We start from the raw sequence: 26,694 nt of genomic DNA on the forward strand, positions 1-26,694 counted from the left end.
CGGAGCACCCTATCCCGCTTCCGCGGGCGGGGGAAGCGGCGGTTGGGGGACCGAAGGGGGACCGCCAGTTTCGGACCCCTCCTTCAGCATGATTTTTCGAGGCACCAGACGAACCGCCGCCTCCGCTGCCGCCCTGGCCACATCCGGCAGCACCGCCGTGTAGATGTCGGAAGTGATCCCGATTGACGAGTGCCGCAGCATCGCCGACACGTACTTCATGTCCGTCCCCGCCGCCAGGCTGAGCGTGGCCGCGCCATGCCGGAGATCGTGAAGGCGGATCGGCGGCAGCCCGGCGGCGAACACCAGCCGCCAGAAGTGCTCCGACACCCAGTCCGGGGTCAGCTCCGAACCGTCCTCCTGCGTGAAGATGCGGCCGGTCTCCTTCCACGAGCTGCCCCACGCCAGCTTCTCCGCCAACTGCCGCCGGCGGTGCGCCCGCAGTACGGCCAGCGTTCCCGAATCCAGCGCGACGGCCGCCTCCGATGCCCGCGACTTCGGTTTCCCCTCCTCCACCCGGCCACCGACGTTGGACAGTTGCTTAGCGACCGTCAGAACGCCTTCCTCCAGCTCGCCGTCCACCCACCGCGCGCCGCACGCCTCCCCGCGCCGCAGCCCCCGGAACGCCACCAGGTGATACAAGGCATAGAGCCGGTCCTGGACGGCATGGTCGAGGAACGCGCCGAGCTGGGCCGGCGTCCACACCATGACTGGCGAAGGGCGCGGCGTCGCCAGCCACACCCGGAACCGTTCCAACGGCTTCTGGGACTTCTTTTTCGTGGCCTGCTCCGCCGCCAATCGTTGCTCGAACTCCGCGGTGAAGGCTTCCACTCGCGGTTTGGTCCACACGAGGGCTTGCGGCCTCTCCCCCGTATCCAGCTTCACCAGTGTGGCGGCGTTGAACGACACCAGGTGGTCTCGCTCGGCGTCGGCCAGCACCGTCCGGATCGTCGCCTTGATTCTCTGCTTCGTCGACGATCCGGTCGGACGCTTTCCTCGCACGCTCGCGCGTGCCTGCGGGTCGTCGGACTCTCGCGCCGCGAGCAGGGCCGCGTTCTTCTCGTCGATCCGCGTGAACACTTCCTCGACCTTCGGCGCGAACAGTCTGTCGAGGCGTACCTCGTCGAGTACCTCACCGAAGTGCGTGTCGTGGTGCGAGATGTATCCGAGCAGTGTCGACTCTCGGATGTCCTTCAACCTGCGACGCCGGGCCACCCATTGCACCCAGTACTCGCCGAAGGTCATCGCCTGGAGCGGCTGACCGGCCCTGAACTTGCGCTGTACCTCCTCGTACTCCGGCATCGGCGCCTTCTTCCGATGCGCAGCTTTGATCATGGCGAGGATCTCCATCCGCGCCTGATGCCCGTCTGGGCCAGGATCGGGGATGTCGAGCAGGCGCCCGATCGCCTGGAAGTACGCGGTCACCTCGTCCGCCGAGGCGAAGCCGCCCAGTTTTAGGTAGCTGCGTTTCCCGTCCGGCCCGGGCGGAAGCTCCTCCTTGCCGTACCAAACTCCGTGGCTGGGATTCCACGAGCCGTTCTTTCGGCGCAGCTTCGGGCACTTCGCGCCGAGCTCGCGGCCGTTCTGTCGGCATTTGCATCGTCTGAACGGGTTACCGGTCAACGTATAGCTCACCTCATTCCGGTTTCACGGTGCACGTATGCGATCTTCCTCGCTTCCTGGTATTCCTCGATGCTTACTCCCAGCTCGGCGGCCAGTTCTTCCGGTGGCTGCCGGGGTTGGCGGCCGCGATGGTTCAGGGTTGTCCGGGCTGCCAGGCTCTCCAGGTAGTCCTGGCGATCTTCTGGCTCCTGGTCGCTGATCTGCCGTAGTCTGCGGTCGATCTCCTCCACCACGGAGTCGGTGGGGTGGGCGGTCCCGCGGTCGTAGGCGTCGATGACGCCGATGGCGGTTTCCTGTATCCCGGCTCGTATCAGCGCCTCGGTGGCGTGGTAGATGAGGTCCGGCACCACACGTACGGGAGTGCTCGGGATCTTGGTGGCGAACAGCTCGCGCAGACGGACAAGGTCCGCCACGACGCTGTGGCGTCGGCGTGCCTCCCCTGCGGGCGGGGTCAGGTCGCGTCCGTCACCCATGGCCTGCAGGATCCGGTGCAGCGTCTCGTAGCCGGCTGTCGCCGCGCGCCAGGAGTCGGTGTCCCGCCAGAAGGCGATCGCCTGCTCGGCTGTGTCCGCTTCGACTCTTCGCTGCGCCAGGAAGCCCTCGTAGGCGGCGCGGCTCTGCTCTTGAGCCAAGCGGTGACGCAGGCGGGCCCAGGCCAGGAGGAAGTGGGCGTACTGCTCTGTGGCGTTGCGGCCTTCGTGGGTAACCGTGCGGCTCAGGTCGTGCAGGTCCCGGCCTTCGGCGTCATCCATGGGAAGCGGGAGTTCTTCCAGGGCGATGCCGAACACGCGGGCCAGCGCGATGGCCTCGTCCACGCTGATCGCGCGGCGGCTGCCGTCGGGCTTTGGGTTGACGATCTTGGAGATGGCGGACTGGTGGGTGGGGCATCCGGCGTGGGTGAGTTCCTGGGCCATGCGTTCTTGTGACCAGCCGCGGCGGCGCATCTCCCAGGCGATCCGCAGAGCGACGTTCTCCTCGCTGAGGCTGCGAGTGCCCGACTGGTTGGTCTGGTCTGGGTCAGATCGTTTTTCGGCTATCGACACGCGTCACTCCTTGACAGCATCCGAGCTTCATCCTGAAGGGATGGAAGATTACCAACGATCGGGTTGATCGGCCACCATCGATCATGCCATCCTGATCACGAGCGTCAACCCATCCCATTCGCGATGAACCGCTCGGCGCTGTCCGACATGGTCCGGGCGGATCCCTCATCAGAAAGGCGCGCCCTCATGGCCGAGGCATTGACTACCGCGGAACTGCTTGCTCTGCCCGTCACCGTCGACATCGTGACCGCCGCCCGAGCGTTCGGCATCGGCCGGACCAAAGCGCACGAACTCGCCCGCAAGGGCGAGTTTCCCTGTCCCGTCCTCCGGGTCGGCCACACCTACCGCGTCGGCCGCGTCGCCCTCCTGCGCTGCCTGGACATCGAGGATCCCGCGCTCACTCTGGCGTCGCCCGCCCAGGCCACCGACCTCGCGTCCTGACCGGGACCGCCCCATGACCAGCCCGTACACGCGGATCCTGCAGGCCCTCTACGCCAGGACCGGCCACCCCCCGCGCGGCACCGCCACGCAAAAGAGCGCCCGCTGCCCGGCGCACGACGACCGGCACCCGTCGCTGTCGGTCGGCGTCACCGGCGAAGGCGTCGTCATGATCACTTGCCACGGCGGGCCCAAGTGCTCCACCGAAGACGTCATGCAAGCGCTCGGCCTGCCCATGTCTGCCCTCTGGCCCGATCCCGAGCACCCGCGGCCTTCCCAGCGGCGCCATTCAGACCGGTGGATGCCTTGCGGCCACGACCGCGTGGCCGACTACGTCTACCGGGACGAGCAGGGCACCCTCCTGTACGGCGTCGCCCGGTGCAGCCGCAAAGGGAACGGCTGCCAGGGCTTCCGCCAGTGGCGGCCCGACCCGGCCAAACACTCCGGTCGGCGCTGGAGCCTGTACGGCGAGGACGGCGCCATGGCCGTGCGCCTGGTGCCCTACCGTCTGCCTGACCTCATCGCCGCAGTCCGCGACGCACGCGTCATCATGATCACTGAAGGTGAGAAAGACGCCGAAGCCCTGCGCGCCCGGCCCGGCATCACCGCTACCTGCAACGCGATGGGAGCCGGGAAATGGCAATCGGACTTCGCCCGCTACTTCCACGGCGCCGACGTCTCCATCGTCGCCGACCGTGACCAGGCGGGCCGCGACCACGCCCAGGCGATCGTGCACAACCTTATGCCCGTGGCCCGCTCCATCTACGTGCTTCAGGCCCGGCACGGTAAGGACGCCCACGATCACCTCTCCGCCGGCGGCACCATCGGCGACTTCATCGAGGTCTGGGCACCCAAGCCCTACACCCTCCAGGGAATCGGCGGGTGACCGCCGGAAGCGGGCCGAACTGGGCCCCCGACATCACAAAACCGGGCGACAAGACACCGGCCGAGGCGGAAGATGCCTGGGACGAGGTCATCCCACTCGGCTCACGGCTCGTACCGCCAGCGTTTCCTCTCGACTGCCTGCCATCGTGGCTGGCAGACATCGTCCAGGCGGTGGCCGAAGAGACCCAGACGCCTCCCGACATCGCCGCGGCCTTCGCCTTAGGAGGGCTGTCCACCGCGGCCGGCGGCAAGGCCGTGGTCCGGGTTCGCGGCGGCTGGCACGAGCCGCTCAACCTCTTCCTCGTCTGCGTGGCCCCGCCCGCCACCCGCAAGTCGGCCGTCTTCCGGGCCATGACCGCACCTCTGTACCAGGCCGAGCAGCAACTGGTCATCGCCGGTCGGGCCAAAGCACGGCAGACCGAACTGCTCCGGTCGCAGTTGCAAGAGGCCGACAAGCAGGCCAGAACCAAGGCGGTACGCAGCGGCTCGGCCAACGACCTGGCCGAGGCCGAATCCACCGCCCTCGCCCTGGAAGAAGCGGTCGTCCCTCCCGAGGTCCAGCTGATCGCTAAGAACGTCACTCCCGAGGAGTGCTCCACGATTCTGTCCGAGCAGAACGGCCGACTGTCCATTCTGTCGGCCGAGGGCGACCTGTTCGACATCGTGTGCGGCCGCTACAGCAACGGCGTACCCGCCCTGAGTCCGTTCCTTGAAGCCCACGCCGGCGACGTGCTTAAGGTCAACCGTCGCGGCCGGGCCGAGTACGTGCGCTCCCCCGCCCTGACCATCGCGGTGTGCATCCAGCCCGCCGTGCTCGCCTTCCTCGCCCAAAAGCCCCGTCTGCGCGGCCAGGGCCTGCTGGCTCGATTCCTGTACGTGCTGCCGAAGGACACCGTCGGCTACCGCAACAGCGAGCCCGACCTCGTCCCTGACCAGGTCCGCCACACCTACGAGCAGAACATGCAGCACCTGGTCCTCAGCCTGGCCGAGTGGGAGCGGCCGCAGATTCTGGCGCTGTCGGCGCCGGCCACCAAGCTCGTCATCGACTTCCAGAACGAGATCGAGCCCCAGCTGCGTGCCGGCGTCGGCGAGCTGGACAGCCTGCGCGACTGGGCGGGCAAGCTCGTCGGCGCCGCCGCCCGCATCGCGGGCCTGCTCCACCTGGCCGAGCATCCGCACGACGGCTTCCGCAAGCCGATCGCCGAGCAAACCATGCACCATGCCGTCGAGATCGCCCGCTATTTCATCGCCCACGCCGCGGCCTGCTTCGGCGCGATGGCGGAAGACCGGCACACGCAACTGGCCCGGGAGGCCCTGGCGTGGATCACCAAGAATGAGACCGTGATGAAGGCCCGGCAGTTCAGCCAGCGCGATCTGCACCGCGGCATGCAGACGAAGCTCAAGGACGCCTCGACTGTCACCGCCGTGCTGTCGCTGCTGGACGCGCACGGCTACATCCGAGCCCTTCCGCAAGCGGCTCGCGGGTCGCGAGGTGGGCGCAGACCTTCCCCGCAGTACGTCGTCCATCCCGCGCTCTTCGCCAAGCCGTGACAGAACGGCCACAACCCAAACGACCTATGGAAACAGCCGAGACAAATGGTCCGACAGAACGGTGACGAAATCACCGGCAGCGACAGAACGCCTTCCAGCGCGTCGTATACGCCTTCAAGCTCATGCGCGAGTGCGATTCTGTCATTCACCCAGACCATTCGTCAGCGTTGCGTCATTACACAGCCAAGTGCCGACGAGCCTTGTCACAGCAGGTGGGCGGTTTCTGTCACTTCTGTCATCGCCTCAAAGTCTTAGTGACAAGATGTGAAAATTATCAAGAGTTGAGTTCGAATCGTCCTTAGCATCTGGTTGCCACCCTCAGCCTCGACTTAAGACGCCCCCAGAAGGGCTCCTTCACCCACCGGCTCCACGTCCGGCACCGGCACTACCGCTTCTCACGGATTGAGGACCGCGATGACCTCCTTACCTCTCTCCTTAAACGGTGACCCCACCAAGGTCGCCGACGTCTTGGGCAATCTAGACGGCTCTACCACGCGTTTCCTGGCCGCCCTGCTCGACCAGCCGCTCAAGGCTCGGGTTATTTTGCAGGCCCGGCGACCCGCGGTCACTGCGTTATCTCGGGAGTGCTGCCTACGCATGGGTCTCGCCGTCGACGACATCGCGTTGGTGCGCCGCTCCCAACTGATCACCGACGCAAGGGATGCGGTGATCTCGGCCAACAAAGTCGTCCTCGATATCGGCCATCCCCTAATGGCCGATCTTGACCTCGGCACCGACATTCCGCTTGGCTACCTGCTCAGTGAGATCGAGCAACGCCGGGAGATCCTTCAGCGGGGTGTGCGGCCGTGGTCGTGGGGATGTCCCGATCCTTTCAGCACGACCCGGGCCAGTGCCTGGCGCTCGTATTTGATCATCACCAGCGGCCAGCCCCTCTGCCATGTCGAGGAGGTCTTCCACCCCGATGTGATCTCACCGCCGTCTGCTGCATCCGGTCCGAAACTATGACGATCGCTTTGCACGGCTTCGGTGAACGTCGGACGCTGTCGCTGGTGCCGAAGCCGCGCGAATACTGCGAGCCTCCGCCGCTCCGGCGGAGGGCTGGAGGCCATCCGCATCCCTAGGCTGGCAGGCGCTGAGGCATCCGCCCAAGCGTTCGGCACCATCTCTGGGATCATAGGATCAAAATCGTCCACCACATCGGCGCGGCTTGGCCGGAAGGCAGTTCATCCGTTGCGACGCTGAACGCTACAAGGACGCCTCGACCGTCACCGCCGTGCTGTCACCTCCTGGATTCCCACGCCTACATCCGCGCCCTTCCCCAGTTCGCCAGGCCGACGCGGACCTTTCTCTCGGTACGCCGTCAGCCCTCTGCTCTTCGTAAAGCCGTGACAAAACCGCTACGGCGGTGATGGCCTGCGGAAACGCCTGGAACAAAAGGCAAGACAGAACGGTGACAGATCTCAAAACAGCGACAGAAGCTTTCCCCTCGCTCGTCTTCACCCAGAGCTACAGGCGGGAATCGGGTTCTGTCATTCACCGAGCAGATTCGTCAAGGTTCTGTCGCTGTTACATCAGACGCCAATGGCCCAGACCAGAGGGAACTATCGACATACTGTCAGTTCTGTCATCAGCTTCAGGGAACGAGCCACACGAAGGACGGGATGCCGGAGACTCTTCACCGTCTCGAATATCACCAGAAGAGAACATCACCTTGATATAATCGCGCACATGGAGGCCAGCGCCTTACGAGTGGACAATTCGCACACCATCCATCTGGCGGGCACCAGCGTCGACCGCTACGACGTCGAGCTCCCCGCCCCGGCCTGTCACACAGCGATCGCGGGCTGGGACCCGCGACGGCTGCGCGCCTCGACGGCGCCGGTGAACTGCCGCCGATGCCTGCGGCTCCTCGATCGGCGGCAGATCCGTGCCCTGCTTCAGGAGACGATCTTTTGACGGTGCTTACGTCGATCCGTTGGATCTAGCGCCACTTAGGCGGCAAATCGATGGTGACCTCGCGGGTGGCGGACTTGATGGTGATCGTGGTCTCGCCTCGTCCGATCGCCCTGTCGATCTTCTTGATTTCTGACCAGGAAAAGCCCTGTCGCCGGTACTTGTTCCGCTGGCTCGGCTTCATGTGGCGAATGTCGTCCTTGGCAACCGTGGTCATCCCTGGATGCCATGCGCGTGCTGTTCCGCGGGTCATCTTGACCATTAGTGCCCTTTCGGGGGTGAGTATGAAGCTGGTTGCTTGATGCGAGGTCGTGAGCAACAATGGCATCTGCAGTTTTGATACCACTTCACCGCCTTCGTCGCAGCCACGGACCTCTCTACCTGTTACCGCTCGGCCCTGCACACCAGCCGCACTGCGACCGGGTCTCGTCCCTCAGCGACCACCATCGGCGGGGTACTCGAACTGCAGGCGGACCGGCTCAACCAGCACAGCACGAGCTCCGTCGAAGTCGGCCAACCGGGCCGCCACCGTGGCCACCGCCAGCCGTTCCGGCAAGACTGCGGAGAACTTCAGCCCGTTGACGGCGCGGCGATCGACGTCCGGCAGCACCAGAATCTCCCCGTCACCTACGCTGCTGCGGGCCTCCTGCCAAGCCGTAGGCGTCAGGTCCTCGCGCAGCCGTACAGAGAAATCTGTCGGACGCTGAACCGGGTCGGCGATCGAGGGCAGCGTGGCGGCGAGCGTCGCGTTGGCGCGATAGCCGGCCCAGGTCCACCACCGCACGTCGTCACCCGCCCGGGTGATCAGCGTTCCTCCGGGGTGCACGAGGCCGGGAGCCTCCTCCTGCCGCCATTCGGCGAGTCTCGCCTGCGCGCGGCGGGTCAGTGAGACAGGAGGGTCCGCACCGAGCAGGACCTCTCGCATGGCCTGGGTCAGGGCGTAGGACAGACCGGCGATGCCGCCGCTCGTCCACTTGGCGACACCGCCGCCGTCGGCGGGCTCGACGAAGGCCCGCCTGCGTGCCCAGTCGATGAAGGTCACCCGCCAACTCCGGCCGCCGAGCAGCAACAGGTGAGGGCCCGCCCGCTCCTCGGTCAGCACCGAGGGGTCGGTGCGGCCGATCTCCTGGCGTCCGGACAGCACGGTGAATTGCGGCGGCGCGGTGAAGGAGGCTGTCAGCTCGATGAAGTGGCGCCGCCCGAAGTGTTTCTCGGCTTCGGGGCCGATGAACAGCATCCCGCCGTCCTCATCCAGGAACCCCTTCTCGACCATGTGCCGCACGATGGGAGCGGCTGAGCGGTCGAAGGGTGCCAGGCCGTTCCACTCCTGCGGCCACATCTGGTCGCCGATCCGGTGCTGCTGGAGGGTGATGGCGAGCAGTTGCTGCGCCACCAGATGGCGAGGTTCGGGCGGTGCGGTGACCGGTTCGACCCAGCTGCGGCCCCACAGCAGGAGCAGGCCCGCGGCCTGGAGAAGGGATTCTGCCTCGGTTGCGAGGAACAGGCAGTTGCGTACGGTGCCGGCCCGCCGACCGGTGCGCCCGATGCGTTGCAGGAAGGACGCGACGGTGCTGGGCGAGTCGATCTGGATGACCCGGTCCAGGTCCCCGACGTCGATGCCGAGTTCGAGCGTGGAGGTGGAGACGATGACGCAGTCGCGGGCTTCGGCGAAGGCTTGCTCGGAGCGGGCCCGTTCGTCGGCTGACAGGGAGGCGTGGGACAGGAAGACGTTCACTTCGCGCGCGCGCAGGGCCGCACCGAGTTGCTCCACCTGTCGCCGGGAGTCGCAGAACACCAGGCGTTTCTCGCCCCGGTGCAGTGTGGCGATCAGTTTTGCGGCGTTGTCCAGTGAGCCGACGTAGTCGAGTTCGACATCCCCGGCCGGGCGGGAAGCCGCCGGGAGGGAGGCGTTCAAGGACGAGGCCGCGTGACCGAGAACGTCGGGGTCAACAGTGGCGGTGGTCGCAGGAGGTAGATCAGGTGCCACCACCTGGCCGGTTCGCTTTCCGGCGCCGGCCCCCTGTAGCCATTCGAGCAGCTGGTGCGGGTTCCCGACGGTCGCCGACAGGCCGATTCGCTGGAGGGGATGGCCGGTCACGCGCTCCAGCCGTTCCAGTACGGCCAGCAGGTGCCAGCCGCGGTCGTCGCCGGCGAAGGCGTGCACCTCGTCGACGACCACTGCCCGGACTCGGCCCAGTAGGTGTGCGTGGTCGGTCTTCACGCCGATCAGCATCGCCTCGAGTGACTCGGGGGTGGTGAGCAGGATGTCGGGGGGGTCGGTGCGGATCCTCCGCCGCTGGGATTCTCGGACGTCGCCGTGCCAGAGCGAGGCCCGGCGCCCGAGCCATTGTGCGTAGGAGTCGATGCGCGGCAGAAGGTTGTTGAGCAGCGCCTTCAGTGGACACAGGTAAAGCACCGACGTACCGGTCCAGCTCCGTTGCGCCATCACGGACAGCAGCGGGAAGCAGGCCGCCTCTGTCTTGCCTCCCGCGGTCGGGGCGAGCAGGACGGCGTCCTCGCCGTCCGTCAGCGGTCCGATCGCCGCCCGCTGCAGCGGGCGCAGGTCGGGCCAGCCGAGGCTGTTCACGATGTGGTGCAGGACGACCGGGTCGAGCCGGTCCAGCACGTCGCCGGGCCCGCCGCCGGACGCCATCACAGGTCCAGGTCGACGTCGTCGGCCGAGGCGGCGAGGTTGCGTTCGGTGTCGGTGAGTTCGTCGCTCCGCACGGTCAGCGTGTAGTGCCGCCGGGGGTCGAAGTCGTCGAACTGGTCGATGCGGTCGAGCACGTCGCCGACGAGCTTCTTCAGGAACAGCCGGGGAGCCACGCCGACCTTGCCGCCCAGCGCTCCGCCGACCGCCCACGCCAGGTCTGCTATGTAGGCGTCGGAGGCGAGTTCCTTGATGCGTTCCGGGGCGTCGGCTCCAGAGGCGTAGAGGTCGCGGACGGTCACGCCCAGGTTCACCAGGGATTCCAAGGTGAAGCCGGGCAGCCGGAGCTGCACCGCGCGCGGGTTGTCGAAGCGCGGATCGGTGGTGAAGTCGGTCGCCAGCCGCTGGGCCAGCGGTGCCAGGCGCTGCACTCCCTGTTGCCCGTCGTAGAACGCCGGAGTGCCGGTGATCACCAGATACAGGCCGGGGAAGCGGCCCGAGTGCACCTCGTCGATGAGCTGCCGCAAAGCGTTGAGCGCCTTGTCGCGCGCATCGGAGCGCACCCGCTGCAGGGTCTCGACCTCGTCCAGCACGACGAGGAGCCCGGGATGTCCGGAGTCACGCAGCACCGTCAGCAGCCCCTGCAGGAAGCCGAGCGCCCCGAAGTGGTCGAGATCGCCGCGCACGCCCGCGAAACGGCGCGCGGCCGCGGCAACGTGCGGCTGCCCACCGAGCCAGGCCAGCACCGCGGCGGCGGTCGCCTCGTCGCCCGCGGCGAGCGCGGCCCGGTAACCGCGCAGCGCGGCCGCGAAGGACGGTGCGTGCCGCGATACTTCGGTGAGCCGGGCGACCAGCAGCTTCTCCACCTCGGCGCTCAGATCGTTCTCGTCCGCCCCGGCGGCGAGGGCGTCCTCCTCCAGCGCGTAGAACCACGCATCCACCACCGACCGCAGCGCGCTCGGCGGAAAGCTGGCGGTGGTGAGCCGTTCGGTCAATCGCCGGTAGACGGTCTCCAGCCGGTGCAGGGGCGTCTCGGTCTCCGAAATCTGGATCTCGCAGACGGCGAAGTTTCGACGTTTGGCCCGCTCCCCCAGCCACCGGGCGAAGAAGGTCTTGCCGGAACCGTATTCTCCCCGTACGGCCTTGAACACCGACGCGCCGGAGGCGACCGCGTCCAGTTCGGCGTCCAGCGCCGATTCGAACCTGTCGAGGCCGGTGGCGAGCAGATCGAGCCCGCTCTCGGGTACGGCACCGCGCCGCAGCGCGTCGATCACGGCACGGCGGCGCACGGCGCTGACCTGGGCGGAGCGGGACGACCGAGCGGTGTTCACGCCTGCCAGTCTCCCATCGTGCTTGTCATGTCAGTTCGAACTGGTCACGCAGGAGCCCTGTGTTCAGCCGCAGCGTGCGCCCATCGGCCAGGGTCTCCAGGACCTGCACCCCGTCATAGTTGAGAAGCTGACGCAGGACGGCGGCGAAACCGTCGGCTCGCCCAGGCGGATAGCCGACGCGCTGGGCCAGCGCCGTGACCGGGAGAGCGCCGGCGTCGAGCAGGGCCCGCACCGCCGTTTCGACCTTGTCCAGTGGCGGCTTGCGGGCCAGCAGTCCCACCTGCGCCTGGAAGATCTCCGACGCCAGCAGGGCATCGACCAGGGCATCGTCGGGCGAGGCTAGACGAGGGGCGAGGAGGGCGTCATCACCTCCGGGAGCCAGCACTACGTCAAACAGCGCGTCGCCCATCGCGGCCTGCGCCAGCGCCGCCTTTGACGGCTTGGCGCGGCGCTTCGGCTCGGGCGCCACGACGGGGATCGGGGTGGCGGGGCGGACAGGCGCCGTCTCATCGGACCACCAGGCCGGGCGCTGGTCGCCGAGCTCGCGCCATCCCTTGGGCGGCTCCGCGCCGAAGGGCAGGAAGGCCAGGACGGGGATGGTGACCTCGGCGAGCGAGGCGCCGCCGTGATAGCCGGCCTTCTGCGCGGTGTAGCGGGAGTCGGTGTCCCACAGCGCTACGATCTCGGCGCCCGGTTGCGGCCACACGACCCGCGGCCCGCGCAGCACGATCTCGGTCTCGCCCAGCGGGCCGCCGGGGGTGCGGTGCCGGGCGGAGGCGATGCCGTTGCCGTCGAGCTTCGTACCGTGGCGGTCCACGACGTGTCCGTGGTCGCTGGTGAGGATCACCGCCATGCCTTGGGCCGCGGCCACGCGCAGCAGTTCTCGCAGTTTCCCGATGTGGTCGAGGCGCCATGCGCCGTCGCCGAGCTTTTGTTCCTTGGCGAGCCGGTCGTCGATGGTGTTGAGAACGACCGCCACGTGTGTGTGCTCATCGGCGAGTGCTTCGGTGAGTTCGGGTCCGAATGGGTCGCCGACGCTCTGGCCGCGCAGGTCGTCCTTGTGGAAGACCGCAGCGCTGGCCCCGCCCCAGAAGCGGTGCGCGGGAAACAGTCGCTTCTCGTCGGCCTGTGCGCCTTTCAATAGCTTGCCGGCGAACAGCGAGGTGCGGGAGATCGCGGTCAGCGTCGGGAGGGCGGCGGCCATGGCGCGCCGCCGCGGGGGCCGGTTGGCCAGGTCCGGCAGCGGGTCGTATTCGGCCCAGTGCCGGCGCAGCTCTTCGCCAAGCTCGGTGGCGATCGCAGCGCTCATCCCGTCCAGGATCAGCAGCAGCACGCGCCGCCCGGTCTTGGCGGCCACGACCGGTTTCACGACGCGGGCGAGGAAGGTTTCCACGGTCAGCATCGAGCCGGGGTCGGTGCCCGCGGCGGTCCAGATGGCGAGGGTTCGTGCGAAGGCTTGGTCGATCTCGCGCCGTCGTTGGCGCACGCGGGTGCCGAGAGTGTCGTAAGCGGCTTTCAGCTCGGAGTCGGGATCGCCTCCGGCCTCGATATGCTCCAGGGCCTGGTCCACCCAGCCGGTCTCGGTCAGCTGGCGTTCGATCGCCGCCGCGACCGTTTCCGCGCCGGTGGCGGGGTCGGCGGCGAGCCATCGCGCGAGCCGCTGTCCCATCCGGGCACGCTCGATGCGTACTTCCGCGTCCGGGTCGGCGCCCAGGCGGTGAGCGGCCAGTTTCGCGAGGGCCTGGGTGAGCGCGTGCGGTTCTTTTCCGGCCAGCGTCCGACCGGCCTGTGCGAATCGGGCTTCCAGGCCGGCCGCCAGCACAGGGCTGGCTGCTGCCGCGGTCTCAGCGCCGAACTGCCGGGCCAGCACGGCGGCCCGGTCCAGCACCGTGCTGGACAGGCGGCGCGCGTCACGCGCCGCCTCCTGTTCTGCGCCGGTATGGCCCGCCTCCAGCAGCATGCTGACGAAGTCCTCGCAGGAACGGCCGAACGCGGCCACGAGCGCATCGAGGGCCTCGCCGGTCGCAGGTGACTCCTCCCCGAACCACCTTTCGGCCCGTCCTCGTACCCGGTAGGTGGGCGCGTCGGGCTCGGCGTGCTGCCACAGTGCCGCGCACACCAGCCCGAAGGGCACCGCGTCGGCCCCGTGCTCGGCCTCCACCAGTGCGAGCAGCGCCCGGCTGGCGAGCCCCGCCTGGTCCTCCTCACCAAGGAATGCCGACAGCCCGGCGCGTTCCGGGCCGCGCAGTGCCAGCAGCCGCTCCGGTCCACCGGGGATGAGCGACCACCGCAGCAGCGTGTGGGTGTCGAGGCTGTCACCGCTCGGCGTCCGGCTTGCGCCCGGTGTCGTGTCGGTGTCGTAGCGGCCAAGGCGCAAACGGCGCAGGGCGAGCGCCGACAGCGCGGCACGGCGCGACAGCACCCCTCCAGCCAGCGGCGGCCAGCCTCCCGGCGGGGTGGCGTCGAGCAGCGCTTCGGCGGCCCAGCCGTCGGCTCTTAGGCGTGGGTCGACCTGTTCAGCGCCGAACGCTTCGCGTACGACGTCCCAGCCGTCGACGGTCTCGATGCGCTGCTTGTGGGTGCGGGCGAGAATCGCCGGGTCGAGTTCGCTTTGCTCCCGGTCGGTGAGCACGACCAGCACCGCCGGTCCTGTGGCCTCCGAGAGGTGGTCGAGGACCAGTTCGTGCACGGCCAGCGGCGATGGGGCGGCCGCGATGCGGGCCTGCCGGCCCTCGCCCCAGGCGAGTTCTTCGGGCCCCTCCCACTGGGGCGCGGAGCGCAGCAGCACGACGCGCCGCCGTCCATCTCCGGTGAGGGAGTCGGTCAGTGATGTCTGGGCGGACAGGAACTGGGTGACGGTCGCGGCGGTCAGCCGCAGCACGCCTGTGCTATCGCCGGTGACCTGTGTGGTGGTCGCGGTGCCCATCAGTCCACGACCTGCCAGCTGATCTCGATGGTGGCGCCGGGCTCGCTGGCCGCCAGGTCGGCGAGTTGCCTTTGCAGCTCGGCGACTACCTCATCAGCGTGTGCCGCCTTCACCTGCTGGCTGCCAGACCGGCGTACCCCGCCGCCGGTGATGGGACCGGGAGGGGATACGGTGCCGGTGCCTTGTCCGGACTCTTTCCCACCGGGCACGGGCGGGTGATTGCTCGTGCCGCTCAGGTCAACCTTGTCGGCGTCTCCGCCAGGGCGCGGTACGGGGTCGGCCGGAGGAGGGGTGGGTACGGGTGGCTGGTTGCGCTTGATCAGCGCGGTGACCTCTCGGCGGGTCTTGTCCAGGGCGGCGATGAGGTCGGCCGTCAGCTGGTCGGCCTGTGACGTGCCGCGTAGCACCTGCAACAGCGCCTGTCCTTCGGTGCCCTGTCCCTCGGCCAGCTCCAGCGTGTCCCAGGCAGCCGCGGCCAGTGCTTGGGCGACGTCGTGCGCCCGTTTGACGGAGTTTCCGTACCTCTCGGCGTTGACCGGGCTCAGGTCGAAGCGGGCCAGGGTCTCGACGGTCTTCTTCGCCCCGCCGCCGCCTGCCGCGCCCTGCCCGGTGGCGATCAGCTTGTCCAGCAGGTCGCGTGCGCGCCGGGCGAGAGCCAGGCGGCCCTTCTCGTCGGTCTCGTCCAGGGCGAGGAACGCGGCATGCAACTCCAGTCGGCGGACCAGTTCCGCCGCGGGCTCCCGGTAGGTGCGGGCGCTGTCGACGATCTGCCGGGCGAGCTGGTTGATCATCCGTCCGCGCCGCAGCGCCGGCGCCTTGTTCCCGAAGATGGTCTCGTACCGCCAGCGCGCTTCCATCCAGTCGTCCTCGCTCGGCAGCGGCTGGCTGCGCAGCGCGTCACCGGGCTTGATCTGCGACAGCTCGGGCGCCGGGTCGAGCGGGACTCCGCCGCGCACCCACACCCGGTCGTCCATCTCTGCGAACGCGGCGACGACCAGGTTGGCCAGGAACGGCTCCAGGCCGCGCGGGTCCGGCTTGTCCGTCCAGTCGACGAGGGTGATCAAGCTCAGGTCCCCGGTGGCACCCTCCGTCTGCGCCATCCGCCGGAAGTGGTCGGCCCAGCGGGTGGACAGCTCGAAGTACGCCTCCTTCTGCTGCCCGAGCTCCAGCGGCTCGGCCACCCGCTTCATCAGCTTGCGGTCTTTTTCGGGGACCTCGACCCGCCGGTCGCGGGCCTCGGCTGCCGCGCGGACGTGGGTGAAGACGGTCCTGGCGTCGGCTGGTTTCACCGCGACGCCGGTGCCGTCCCGGTCGAGGTCAGGGTGCGCGGGGAATTGATGGGCAAGCAGTTTGCCCGCGAGGTCTCTGACGGCCTCGCGCATCGGTTTGGCGAAGGAGACGGACAGTCCGCCGACATCAGGCAGCGCCACGATGTGGTCGTCGAAGCCCGGCTCGACGTCGGATGCCTTCTTGTCTGCCAGCCCGTACGCCTGCTTGAAGGCGGTCTTCACCTGCCTGAGCAGGGCTCCGCGCTGAGTCTCCAGCAGCCCCTTGGCCCGGGCCCGATTGTCGGCGTTGAGGTGAGCGGCGTACTGCGTGGCGAACCGGTGCTCATCGGCGAGCGCCTTATCGATGACCAGAAGCCTGCGCAAGTCCGCGAAGCGCTGGGCGGACAGGTGCGTGGGCACCCAGGCCAGAGTCCGGGCGGGCTCGCCCTGCCGCTCCCGGAGGGCACGCATCCGGTTGACGTCGTCGACGGGGCCGTAAGCGCCCTCGTCGAAGGGCAGATCGACCACGATCCGCCAGTGGCCGTCCAGCTGCGGTTGCAGCTCGTGGTCGGGCAGGTCGTCCTCGTCGGCGATGTTACCGAAGATCACCTCCATGGAGCGGTTGGAGCCGCGCCAGACGAAAGTCAGGTCGTCGGCGCCGAGCCTGCCGTCGGAGCGGTCCACGCCGAGTTCCTCGGCGAGCAGGCGCTTGGCGAGCGCCATCCGGTTGCCGGGGTTGTCGTTGACGGCTGCGTTGGCGATGACGGAGTCGACGTCGACGCCGGACAGCTCCAGCCGCACGCCGGCGTTCGCGCCGGTGCCGGTCTCCTTGATCTCGGGGAAGCGGGCGGCCCATTCGGCCACCTTGCTCTTGATGATGCCGACTTCGCTGCCCGGGATTGGCGCCGTCACTGAGCCGTGGTTGAGCGCGCCAAGGCGTCGGATCGTCAGGTCGCTGAGCGCGGGCACGCTGGGCGCGAGCGACGACAGCAGCAACGTGCAGATCAGGCGATTGTCGCCAGTGAAGGACTTGCAGCGCTGGGCCAGTGCGGGGTCGGTGATGCTGTCGGTCCGGTGCTGGTACCGCTCGATGTCGTCTTCGGTGACGTCGTAGGAGGTCAGCAGGTAGGGCCGGAGCTTGGTCTTGTACAGCTTATCGGCGGCTTCGAAGACCACCTTCAGGCTGTCCACGAACGGCTTGTCGCCGCCGTCGGCGATCACTGGATACAGGTCGCCCACCGGGACCAGGTCACCAAGCCTCAGGTCGTCTCGGCGGGCAGCGAGCAGTTGGCCCATCAGCTTCAGACCGGTACGGGAGCGCTGCAGCGCCGAGGAGATGTGGACCAGGGTGTCCATGAAGGCCGGCGAGAAGGGATAGGTCAGCCGGAACGACTCCTCATCCGCTCCCGTCTTGCCGGAGTCCGAGCCGAGCAGCGTGTCCCACACCTGCGGGCCGACCTTCTTGGTCTGCTCGAATGCCGCGTCGACGAGCGGTTCGTTGCCCGGCTTGGGCTTCAGCAGGCGGGCGTTCGCGATCTGCGGGAGGTTGCGGTCCTCCAGGGTGATCTTGTCGAACCGGCCCGAGGCGAGGTTCAGCGTGTCCTGGATGGACGCCTCCGCCGCGCCCGACACCTCCTCGCCTACCAGCTCGCGCAGGTCGCGCTGACGGGCGATGAACGACACGACGGGGATGGCGCGCCGGGCGTCCCCGCCTTCCACGAAGTTGGTGATCTTGCTGGCCTCGCGGGCCACGAACTTCTGGTCGTGGATGAGCGTCGCCAGCCACAGGATCAGCTCGTCCATGAAGAGGATCAGGCCGTGGTAGCCCAGAGACTTGGCGTGCTCGGCGATCACTGACAGGCCGGCGTCGAGGGAGATGAACCCGTGCTCGTCCTCGGCCGCGTTGCGCGCGAATCCGGGCAGCAGGTTGGTGCTCGCGTCCTGTACGAGCTTGGCCCGCAGCTCGGCCGGGGTGCTCGGGTGCACCAAGTCCAGTGGAGTGGCGCCGTCGTGCACCTCCTCGGCGGACAGGGCCGCGTCCAGCAGTTCGGGCGTCCAGGCGAACGATTCACCCCACTCGTCGTCCTCGTCGGCCTCCCCGCCGCCGGAGCCGAGCCCGCTGATGACCGCCTCGTCGCCCAACCGGTCGCGCATGGCCCGCAGGTCGGCGAACAGCGCGTCGGTCCGGTACACCTGCGGGATCGGCGCGTCAGGGTGCAGCTTCTTGACGTGGCTGACATAGCCACCCAGCACCCGCTGCTCCAGGGCCTTGGCGCCGAGCATGTGGTACGGCACGAGCAGGAATCGCTTGCCGTCAGTCTCCAGCCACTCGTGCTTGGTCAGCAGGAAGTCGAACTCGCCGCGCGCTCGGGCCGTCTGGTTGCCGCTGAGCAGCGCGTAAAGCACGGCCATGAAGTGCGACTTACCGGAACCGAACGAGCCGTGCAGGTAGGCAGCTTTGGAGGTACGGCCGTCGAGGGCGGACTTGATCAGCCCGAGCGCCTCGTCGAAGTTCTCCAGCAGCCTCTCGGTGACGACGTAGTCCTTCAGGGCGTGCTCGGCCCCTTCGGGGGTCACCGCCTCGGCGAGGCGCAGCACGAAGTCCGAGGTGGAGATGGACTCCTTGATGTCGATGACATCCTTCAGGAGGGGCTGCTGTGCCATGCCTGTCTCGTGCTCCTTCGCTTCCGCCGCTTCGTGCGTCTCTGCCACCCCGCACCGGATTGCAGGTGGCCGGTCCGGTTATTTCTTCGCGGTTCGACGTCCGCGAGCGGGCGCGGCCGGCCGCCAGTTGCGCAGGTCGTCGTCGGTCAGGCCGTGCTCGCCCTGGATCTGCTGCCGATAGCCGGCGAAGAAGTCGGCCGGGGAGCCGCTGTAGAGCGCATCGAACTCGTGGTGCCACTGATACAGCCACGGCTGGAGCTCCAGCAGGCCCGCCAGGAACGGAGCGATCTCCTCGCTGGTCAGGGGCTGGTTGGTGAAGTATGTGGCCAGTGCTTGAGCCTGCTCCCGGTGGTCCCAGCCCGCCCAGCCGTACAGCTCGGGAAGGCCGGAGGTGGTCGAGGGGTAGGAGATGAATCGCTCCTTGGGCACATCCAGCTTGCCGCGCGCCCGCCAGTAGGACGGCTTGACGAAGTCGGCCGAGGTGTACTTCGGTGGCACGGGGATGGAGTCGCGGATCTTCCGCTTGGCCGACTCGTCCGGGGCGGCGTCCTCCTGGCGCTGCAGGTCCCAGACGTGCTCCCAGTCGGCGCGCTTCTTCAGCCCGGACGGCTCGTAGCGCAGGGCGGCCAGGAACGGCACGTGCTCGTCGGCCATCAAGTCGGCGACGACGGCCACCAACTCCCGGCGGGGCGCGTAGATGCCAGCGACGGAGACGAAGTCCTCATCCCGGGAGAGGGCATCGGTCAACCGGGCGAGCGTGACGATAGCGGGCTGGCCGTTCTGGTCGTACCAGTGCTCACGCTTCTCGATGCGGTCCAGCAACCAGGAGCGCAGCGCCTTCTCCTGCAGCGGGTCCCACCCTTCAGTGGCCCAGCGCCGCTTGTACTCGGCCCGCTCGATCATCCCGATGGCGCGGGATGACTCGATGGCGTCGATGCGCTTTTGCACGACCTGCTTGTACGGCTCGGGCCAGTGCGCCGGGATCTCCGTGATCGGCATGGAGCCGTGGCGCTTGAACCACTCGTCGGACGCCTCGCCCTTGGCCACCTTGCGAGCAAGCACGATCTCGAATGCGCGCTCACCGAGAGCAAGTTCGGGGATATCGGCGTCGTTCGGAGTGCGCAGGTCCTCAGGGTGAAGGTTGTATAGCGAGTAAACCTGCCAATCCAGCTCCTCCTGAAGGGCGATCATCTGCGCGCGAATGGAGTGCCACTTAACCCTGGCCTCACGTAGGGCGAAGGAGGTGGGAGTTTGTTCGGAAGCTATGGCCGCTGGGCTGGAAGTCGAAAGATTCTGGGCTAGCTTATCAAGCGTCATACTCAGCTCATCAGCATATCCAGCCGGAAGGGGAAAGTCTCCTACATTTGCACCATTGAACTGATAGCGATTCTCCCACTCCTGGTCCTGGAAACCACGCCCCATTCCACTACCGCCTTTATTATGGCAGTTCATCTTCAGCCACAGGGCCCCCGTAGAGCTATTTAGGAGTCCGAGGAGTCGGAGATAGTCATCCTCCTTGGCGCTCGCTCTAAGTTTAATCACAGGGGCAGTCTGCTTAAATACTTTTTCCCCTCGGTCCAGGGCGAAGTGATTATGTGTTGCCACTTCAGCGAACGAAATCGACAGCGGAGTGCGGTATCGTTTCGGAAAGAACATGCTGTGCTCAAACCAGCCCATCCCGCGCTGTTCTGGGGTCTGACCGAAGTCGACTCGTTGCTGAAGAGGTGTACGGTTTGGCCACAAGAATCTGATATCACGCTGTCCCATTTTCCGCACTTCTCCCGCCTTATCGTACGGAAAGAAGGTGACGACGGAAGACTGGATCTCAAAGTCTCGAACTCCATCACCAAGCACAACAAGCGTGCAAGATGCGCCGATCCCTCGAGTTTTGGCAGAGAATTCGGGCATATAGAAAGCATCGTCAAGACCGGTATGAGTTGTCCTCCCGATTGCCTCACTCACCAAACCAAGTTGCCCTGTAGCGACCCTACTCAGTTGCTCGACTATTTCACGCCCGCCGTCGGTGAGTATCCATGGATGCTTGCCAAAATACCGATCTCGCCCAAGATTCTCCACCGAGACCCACGGGTTACTGGGTTCAGGGTCGTCGATTTGCTGCACAATAGCGTTCCATACAAGACCGTCTTCGCCTCTCTCTGGCGCAGAAGGCTCACCCTGAATGCCTCGAATCGTCCGGACAGTCTCCGAGCGCTCCTTCCCTGAGCGGCGCGTGCCAATAAGGATCACCGTCGGTGTCCCGTGCCCCGGAATATAGGCACCCGAGGTGTCGATGACTTCGGTCAGCTCTACCTTGTGTGCAAGAAACTCCTCAATTAGCTTCACTCCGAACTCCCGTTTCATGAAGGAGTTCGACGTAATCTGGCCGACTATGCCGTACCCACGCCTGTCGGTGTCCCCCCGCTTGGCCAGCTCGAAGAAACGCTGAGCGAAAGGCACCGAGAGTGCGTACGTCCCTGCGCAGGCGTTGTACAGCTCCCGATACAACTCGTTCAGCTTCTTGTCCTTGACCGTGATGTACGGCGGGTTCCCCACCACCACGTGGTAACGCCCCGACTCCAGGATGCCCGGGTGCTCGTGCACGTCCTCCACGGCGTAGGTGAACTCGGCCAGCGGGTCGCGCGGCACCTCGTCCCCCAGGGTCAGTTCGAGCTGCCGCTCCTTGATGAGGGAGTCGCCGATCGCGAGATGCATCGGCCAGTCGTACTTGGCCGCCTCCGTCAGGGTCCGCGTGCCCGCAGCTGCCATCGCGGCGACCAGAAGGCGGAAGCGGGCGATCGCCACTGCGAACGGGTTCACGTCCACCCCGTGCACCGAGTCCATCGCGGCCCGTACTCGTTCGTGCCGCTCGACGTCCGGCCGGCGCTCGGCCCACAGGCGCACCAGCCGGCGGAACGCGCCCAGCACGAAGTGGCCCGACCCGCAGGTCGGGTCGATCATCTTCAGCTCCTCGAAGCCGAACTCCCGCACCGCCGGGTCCATCGTTCGGTCGAGGATGAACTCTTCCACGAACTCCGGGGTCTGCAGCAGCGCGTACGTCTTGCGCGCCGCCTCCGACAGATCCTGGTACAGGTCACCCAGGAAGCGGGTGTCCCACCCTTCGGTGCCGTCCTCGCTCAGCGGATCGGCGAAGTTATGGATGAGCGTGCCGGTCCCGTCTCGCTCCCTCCAGAACTCGACCAGCGTCCGCGCCCCGTCATGCGAGAGCGGGATCTGGAAGAGCGGGTTGTGCACCCGGTCGAACAGCAGCCTGCCCGCCTGGCCCTCGCCCAGCTCCGCGAAGGCACGTTCCAACCAGCCGCGATACGTCGGGTCGGGGTCCTCTTCGACGTACGCCTCGTACCGCGCGTGGGCCAGGTCCCTGCGCTCGTCATCCGGAGCCGTCAGGTAGGGCTCGGAGATCAGCATGTTGTCCTCGCAGAACCTCACGAAGACCGTGCCGAGCACCCAGGCCACCGCGACCTGTGTGACGCGCTCGTCCAGCCAGGAGGTCCAGGTCGCCGCCGTACGGCCCAGCTTGCGTGCCTGGTCGTATTCGGCGCGCAGCCGCGCCCCAGTCTCCGGCAGGGCCTTGACCTGCTTGGCGAGATCGGCCTCGACCGCCTTGACCTGCTGCTTGAGATGCTCCAACAGAGCCTTGCGGTCGATCATCTCGCCCCTTCCCACGTCTTCTGGTTCTTCGCGCCAGCTCGGTGTTCGTTACGCACCCAGGCGTCGGGAAGCTCTATCCACTCCCCCAGCCCTGCCTGGTATGGCACGGCGACCGTGCCCAGCCTCGGCTCACGCCCGGGGTCGCTCTGCGGGCAGAGCAGCCAGAGGCCGCGCAGACCCTGCCGGGCCGCCGCCGCGAGCCGGTCCAGCAAGCCCATCGCGTCGTAACGGGCGAACACAGCGGCGTCGGTGAGCAGCACCGGGCCGGTGCCCGTCTCCAGCAGTTCACGCACCCGCGGTTCGATCCGGCCCCAGGCCGTACGGGTGTACTCGGCGAACTTCAGCGCCGCCCGCGTACCGGGCTCGGCGACGTCCGCACGGAGGATGGTCTCCCAGGTCGGCTTCGTCCCCGGCGGCACCAGTTCGTGCAGGGCCTGCAGGAACAGTCCGGTCATCGAGACCGCCTCGGCCCCGAACCTGCTGGAGGTGTCGGAGAGCTCGGCGATCGCCTGCCGGGTCAGCCCGGCGCGCACGGTCAGCACCCGGTACCCGTCGCGCCGAGCCGAGACGGTGAGCCGTTCCTCCGCGCGCACCGCGCCCGCGATCTGCGGGTCGTCGGCGTACCGCGTGACGCCGGCGTCGGCCGTGGTGTGCCGCCAGGCACGCACGGTCAGGTAGCTGGAGGCGGTGTCCATGCGCGTGGGCAGGTAGCGCAGGGTCCCGGTGTCCTCCCGGGTGGACATGGTGAGGTCGAATCCGGCGTCCCGCAGGGCCTTGGTCAGGGCTCCTCCGGTCGGCAGGTCGTAGCCGCCCCGGCCGTTGGTCAGCTCGGGGAAGCGGGCGCGTACCCGCTCGTGGATGTCCTCGGCGGTCAGGCCCGGCTGCCGTCCCTCGGGCACGCCGGGGATGAGCCGCACCAGGCCCGCCTGCGTGAGCCTCAGGACCCGCACCAGCGACAGGTTCCGAGGGTAGATCTCCAGCCGCGGGGTGGCTGCGGCGTTCCGGGAGGCGGCGACGGCCAGTTCGACCACGCGGCGCTCGTCCCACTCGAGGGTGCCCGGCGGCGGGGTGATCGCTCCCAGCTCGCTCAGTACGGTGGTCGCGGTCGGCAGCGTGTCGAGCTCGGCGAGACGGTCGGCGGCCCGTCCCAGGCGGTGCGCGTAGTCGAGCAGGCCCGGAGCGGACGGGGTGTCGGGTGAGTCGTCCTCGCCGACCTCCAAGGCGAGCAGGCCCGCGCCCATCGCCTCGTCCACGGCCTCACGGTTGGCGGCGTGCCTGAATGCGCTCTCCTCCGGGACAAGCTGCTCGACCTCCGCCACGGCGCGTACCGCGGCCAGGGCGAGCGCGCGGCGCTGTTCGCGTCCCTTGATGCGGGTGCCGCGCCGCACCGCCAGGGCGTCGGCGATCTCGGCGGCTGAGGCGACCCGGCCGAGTCCTGCCAGCAGGTCCAGGATCTCCTTACGGAGTGCCTGCACCGCGGGGAGTTTCTTCCACCTGGTCCGCTGACCCTTCAGCATCTGCGGAATGCGTCCATGGCTGAGACCGAGGGCGTCGGCCACCTCCCGCTGCTTCGGCCAGACGCCGATGCCTGGTAGTTCGCCTCGCTCGTCGGGCAGGCGCAGAAGCAGCCGCACCATCTCGGCCTCGTTCTGGTTCGACCCGTTCTTCTTAAGCTCCGGGACCAGCAGCGCGGTGAGGGTGTCGAGGCTGACAGAGCGCAGGGCACGCTGTGGGAGGTCACCCGCGCCCTCGCCGGCGGCGAGGGTGTCCACCAGGGCGGACTCAGTGGCGCTGAGCCGCTGCAGTTCCTCTTGGGCGGCACGGCGGCCCTCCGGCGTGAGCGGGGAAACGGGTGCCTGACGCAGGCGCTCGCCCCACTCGCGCTGGCGGCGCTGGATCTCGTTGCGCGTCTTGGCACCCAAGCCGGGGGCGTTGACGAGGTTGCGCTGGCTGTAGTCCAGCAGCTCGCCCACCGTCGTCACGCCCAGGCCGTACAGGAACGACTCGGCAGCCGGGCTGAGGCCGGAGGCTGACAGATGGGTTTCTCGGGTCACCTCGGCGGCGAGCCGGTCACGTTGCTGCTCGGCGGACTCCGGCTCTACGGCGGCGATCACGGCGGAGGTCGGCTCGGCCTCGACAGTAGGTGCCGGATGCCGGGAGCCACGGGGACCGGACGGCGCTGTCTCGGCCAGGTCCAGGAAGATCTTCTTCCAGGCGTCCCGCATCGGCTTGAGGTCCCGGAAGCGTTGTGCGGCGTCCCGGTGAAGGGCCTTGCGGAAGAAGGCGACGAGCCCGTCCCGGATCGCGGGGTCGAACGCGTCGGCGGCGATCGTCGGGTACGACCACTTCTCCGGGTCGGTCTGGCGGGGCGAGACCTTGCCATCACCCCACTTGGGCAACTCACCGGAGGCCATTTCGTGCAGGGTGACGGCGACGGCGTACCGCTCGGCGTGCGCGTCGTACACCGACCGCGTCAACGTCCCGGTGAACGGGTCAAGGTAACCGTCGGTGCCGGCGTCCGTCTCCTGCACCGGGTATCCGGCCAGCGAGAAGTCGATCAGCACCAGCTCGCGAGTGCGGTTGGGGCGGACACGGATCGCGATGTTGTCCGGCTTGATGTCGCGGTGCCAGACCCCCTCGCCCTCCAGGAAGTCGACCGCGCCGAAGAGATAGTCGCCGTACGCCTCCAGCTGGTCGATCTGGAGCCGGCCGCTCTCGCGCAACTGCCGCGCTACGGTTTCTTCGCGGCGACGGGTCCCGCTCGAGGCCTCTGCGTTCTCATCCGGGTCGCGTTCGTCGCCGACGTATTCCAGGATGAGGACTGTACGGCCACCGATGGTTAGCGGCTCCGGCTCGACCAGCCGGATGATGCGCGAGTCGGGGCGCAGCCGTCCCATGACCTCGGCTTCGCGAGCCAGGACCTCGCCGCGGCTGTCGGACAGGGCGACTTTAAGCACCGCGAGAGCACGGGCGCCGCGCACGGCCGGATCCGCCCGCAGATCGCGAACGAGGAAGGCGCGGCTCGTGGAGCCGGTGCCCAGGCGGCGCCGTACCTCCCAGCGGCCGGCCAGCACGTCGCCCGCGACGGCCTCCAGCGGGTCCTTCTCCGGAACCTGCGCGGCATCGGTGTCGTGAGGGCCCGAGGTCGGAGCGGTCAGCGAGTCCTCGACGCACTCAAGCATCTCCAGGAACTCATCGACCGTGGCAAGCCGCCGCTCCGGCAGGTAGGCGGTGGCTGCCTGCACCAACTCGTCAATGTCCTCCGAGAGCCCGTCCACGATCGCGCTGGGTCTCAGGCCCTCCCCCGCCTCCAGGCGCGCCAGCAGTTCGGCCTGGCTCGCGGCGGGGGGCCGGCTCGTCGCCAGCAGGTAGGTGAGCACGCCGAGCCCGTACACGTCGAGGGCGATCGGGTCGGGGTTCGTCGCGGTCAGCTCGGGTGCGAGGTACGGGTCCGAACCTTCTGACAGGTGAATCGCCGACAGGGCTGTGGGGGCGAATCGTGTCATGCCCTGTGACGGCCCGCTGCCGCTGCGCTGCGTGGCGATCTGCCAATCGGAGATCTGCAGGCGTGGTGCGAGCCAGGCGGCCTCTTCCCCGATGGTCTGGCCCTTACGGCCCCGGTTGCGGGGAATCACGTGCACGGAGCGGGCGGCCAGCGCGCGGTGATGAATTCGACCTGAATGGGCCGAACGCATCGTCTCGGCGAGCTGCCTGACCAGGGCCATCCGGCCGAGGATGTCGAGCTTGTCGCCGTACTGGACCAGGTACTCGTCCAGGCGGAGGGTCTGCGGGTGGTAGTCGAAGATCAGGGCGGGGCCCGCCGAGTGGCCGGAGGGGTCGTACTGCTTCAGCTGGACGACACCGGGGTGACGGAAGCGTCGCAGGACGGCGGCCTCGCGCCGGGCGGCGTTCTCCACCGACGCGCGGATCGAGGCGTCCGAGCCGCGCTCTCGCAGGTAGATGCGGACGCGAGCCAGCTCGGGCAGTTCGCTGTGGCGGGCCAGATAGTCGGCCCAAGTCGGGCCGGTGTCGAAGGACTTGCGCTCCAGGAGGTAGGGGCCGACCTTGTACTCCGCGTCGCTGCGGCGGATGCCGACCCGCTCCAGCGCGCCCTTGATCTCGCGAGAGTCGGTCGCAGTGATTCGTCGCCGTTCGTCTCGCGCGGGCTGCTGCAGCATCTCCACGAGCTCGTCGATCGTGTAGACGCCGTTCTGGTCGTGGGCGGGAAGGTGGATCCTGAGCGAGGAGTTCGTGAAGCAGACCGCTGCGGACACCCACACGCGCTTGCCGTACTGCCCCAGCAGTGCCGCGAGTTCCTTGGCCTTTTTGTTCACCAGGTGTAGCGGGTTGCCGTGGGGGACGCGGCGGCCATCCTTGGTGGTCTGCACCCAGGTGCCGTTCTCGGTGGTGAGGCTGCCGCGCCAGTCTTTGAGTTCGATCATGTGCACGCCGCCGGGGGTAACCACCAGCAGGTCGACCTCTCGCACGTGGCCTGCGTGCGCGGTGAAGGTGAAGTTCGACCAAGCCCGCCACGGCTCGCCGTCCGGGAGCTTCTTACGGATGGTTTCCAGCCCGCGGCGCTCATGGTCGAACTCGGACTCGGTGACGGTGGTCCACCGGCCTTCGAGCATGCGCCCCACTCCGCTGTCGTTCGCTGTGTCCTGCCGGCCGTTGCCCCCGAGGCCAAGCCAAACCCCGATGCTATCGGCGGTCCGTAACTTTTCGATGCACGATG

14 protein-coding genes are annotated in these 26,694 nt (G+C 67.9%); 5 read left to right on the plus strand and 9 right to left on the minus strand.

Annotated features, from left to right (window positions below; genetic code table 11):
- Positions 1–9: 9 nt before the first annotated feature.
- Together ABD999_RS17950 and ABD999_RS17955 are read right to left on the minus strand one after the other, a co-directional pair.
- Positions 10–1,632 (minus strand): tyrosine-type recombinase/integrase, encoded by a 1,623-nt coding sequence (locus ABD999_RS17950; RefSeq protein WP_271277247.1) that lies wholly within the window; start codon positions 1,630–1,632, stop codon positions 10–12.
- Positions 1,629–2,663, minus strand: coding sequence for a helix-turn-helix domain-containing protein (locus ABD999_RS17955; protein WP_271277246.1), 1,035 nt, complete (start codon positions 2,661–2,663; stop codon positions 1,629–1,631). Before ABD999_RS17955 ends, ABD999_RS17950 begins: the two co-directional genes overlap by 4 nt.
- Positions 2,664–2,786: 123 nt before the next feature.
- On the opposite strand from ABD999_RS17955, the gene ABD999_RS17960 reads away from it, so the two are divergent.
- The 5 genes from ABD999_RS17960 to ABD999_RS17980 all read left to right on the plus strand — a co-directional run bounded on the left by ABD999_RS17960 (position 2,787) and on the right by ABD999_RS17980 (position 7,454).
- Positions 2,787–3,104, plus strand: a complete 318-nt coding sequence (locus ABD999_RS17960; RefSeq protein WP_271277245.1) for a DNA-binding protein — start codon at positions 2,787–2,789, stop codon at positions 3,102–3,104.
- 13 nt (positions 3,105–3,117) lie between these two features.
- Positions 3,118–3,987, plus strand: coding sequence for a toprim domain-containing protein (locus ABD999_RS17965; RefSeq protein ID WP_271277244.1), 870 nt, complete (start codon positions 3,118–3,120; stop codon positions 3,985–3,987).
- Positions 3,984–5,537, plus strand: a complete 1,554-nt coding sequence (locus tag ABD999_RS17970) for a YfjI family protein (RefSeq protein WP_271277243.1) — start codon at positions 3,984–3,986, stop codon at positions 5,535–5,537. The genes ABD999_RS17965 and ABD999_RS17970 overlap by 4 nt, the downstream gene beginning before the upstream one ends.
- Positions 5,538–5,951: 414 nt before the next feature.
- The gene (locus ABD999_RS17975) at positions 5,952–6,503 is read left to right on the plus strand and encodes a chorismate pyruvate-lyase family protein (RefSeq protein WP_271277242.1); all 552 of its coding nucleotides are present in this window, start codon (positions 5,952–5,954) and stop codon (positions 6,501–6,503) included.
- Between the two features lie 723 nt (positions 6,504–7,226).
- The gene (locus ABD999_RS17980) at positions 7,227–7,454 is read left to right on the plus strand and encodes a hypothetical protein (protein ID WP_271277241.1); all 228 of its coding nucleotides are present in this window, start codon (positions 7,227–7,229) and stop codon (positions 7,452–7,454) included.
- A gap of 25 nt (positions 7,455–7,479) precedes the next feature.
- On the opposite strand, the gene ABD999_RS17985 is transcribed toward ABD999_RS17980, so the two are convergent.
- From ABD999_RS17985 to pglW, 7 genes are all read right to left on the minus strand, one after another.
- Positions 7,480–7,668, minus strand: coding sequence for a hypothetical protein (locus ABD999_RS17985; RefSeq protein WP_271277240.1), 189 nt, complete (start codon positions 7,666–7,668; stop codon positions 7,480–7,482).
- A 216-nt stretch (positions 7,669–7,884) separates the two neighbouring features.
- Positions 7,885–10,104, minus strand: coding sequence for a DEAD/DEAH box helicase (locus tag ABD999_RS17990; protein ID WP_271277239.1), 2,220 nt, complete (start codon positions 10,102–10,104; stop codon positions 7,885–7,887).
- The gene (gene brxD, locus ABD999_RS17995; RefSeq protein ID WP_271277238.1) at positions 10,104–11,432 is read right to left on the minus strand and encodes a BREX system ATP-binding protein BrxD; all 1,329 of its coding nucleotides are present in this window, start codon (positions 11,430–11,432) and stop codon (positions 10,104–10,106) included. The genes ABD999_RS17990 and brxD overlap by 1 nt, the downstream gene beginning before the upstream one ends.
- 25 nt (positions 11,433–11,457) lie before the next feature.
- A complete protein-coding gene (pglZ, locus tag ABD999_RS18000) occupies positions 11,458–14,358 on the minus strand; it encodes a BREX-2 system phosphatase PglZ (protein ID WP_271277237.1) in 2,901 nt (966 codons plus the stop codon).
- Complete coding sequence (gene pglY, locus ABD999_RS18005; RefSeq protein WP_271277236.1) at positions 14,358–18,290, minus strand: BREX-2 system ATPase PglY; 3,933 nt, start codon at positions 18,288–18,290, stop codon at positions 14,358–14,360. The genes pglZ and pglY overlap by 1 nt, the downstream gene beginning before the upstream one ends.
- A gap of 78 nt (positions 18,291–18,368) precedes the next feature.
- Entirely contained in the window at positions 18,369–21,959 is a 3,591-nt protein-coding gene (gene pglX / locus ABD999_RS18010) for a BREX-2 system adenine-specific DNA-methyltransferase PglX (RefSeq protein ID WP_271277235.1), read from the minus strand.
- The gene (pglW, locus tag ABD999_RS18015) at positions 21,956–26,590 is read right to left on the minus strand and encodes a BREX system serine/threonine kinase PglW (RefSeq protein WP_271277234.1); all 4,635 of its coding nucleotides are present in this window, start codon (positions 26,588–26,590) and stop codon (positions 21,956–21,958) included. Before pglW ends, pglX begins: the two co-directional genes overlap by 4 nt.
- Positions 26,591–26,694 lie beyond the last annotated feature (104 nt).

It is taken from the genome of Nonomuraea ferruginea (assembly GCF_039540635.1).
GTDB classification, from domain to species: domain Bacteria; phylum Actinomycetota; class Actinomycetes; order Streptosporangiales; family Streptosporangiaceae; genus Nonomuraea; species Nonomuraea ferruginea.

Excerpts from the sequence above, each read along its gene's own strand:
- pglY (WP_271277236.1), bottom strand. The coding sequence starts at position 18,290 with ATGGCACAGCAGCCCCTCCTGAAGGATGTCATCGACATCAAGGAGTCC.
- pglX (WP_271277235.1), bottom strand. The coding sequence starts at position 21,959 with ATGATCGACCGCAAGGCTCTGTTGGAGCATCTCAAGCAGCAGGTCAAG.
- pglW (WP_271277234.1), bottom strand. The coding sequence starts at position 26,590 with ATGCTCGAAGGCCGGTGGACCACCGTCACCGAGTCCGAGTTCGACCAT.
- pglZ (WP_271277237.1), bottom strand. The coding sequence starts at position 14,358 with ATGGGCACCGCGACCACCACACAGGTCACCGGCGATAGCACAGGCGTG.
- ABD999_RS17965 (WP_271277244.1), top strand. The coding sequence starts at position 3,118 with ATGACCAGCCCGTACACGCGGATCCTGCAGGCCCTCTACGCCAGGACC.
- ABD999_RS17960 (WP_271277245.1), top strand. The coding sequence starts at position 2,787 with ATGAACCGCTCGGCGCTGTCCGACATGGTCCGGGCGGATCCCTCATCA.
- ABD999_RS17990 (WP_271277239.1), bottom strand. The coding sequence starts at position 10,104 with ATGGCGTCCGGCGGCGGGCCCGGCGACGTGCTGGACCGGCTCGACCCG.
- ABD999_RS17975 (WP_271277242.1), top strand. The coding sequence starts at position 5,952 with ATGACCTCCTTACCTCTCTCCTTAAACGGTGACCCCACCAAGGTCGCC.
- ABD999_RS17985 (WP_271277240.1), bottom strand. The coding sequence starts at position 7,668 with ATGACCACGGTTGCCAAGGACGACATTCGCCACATGAAGCCGAGCCAG.
- ABD999_RS17980 (WP_271277241.1), top strand. The coding sequence starts at position 7,227 with ATGGAGGCCAGCGCCTTACGAGTGGACAATTCGCACACCATCCATCTG.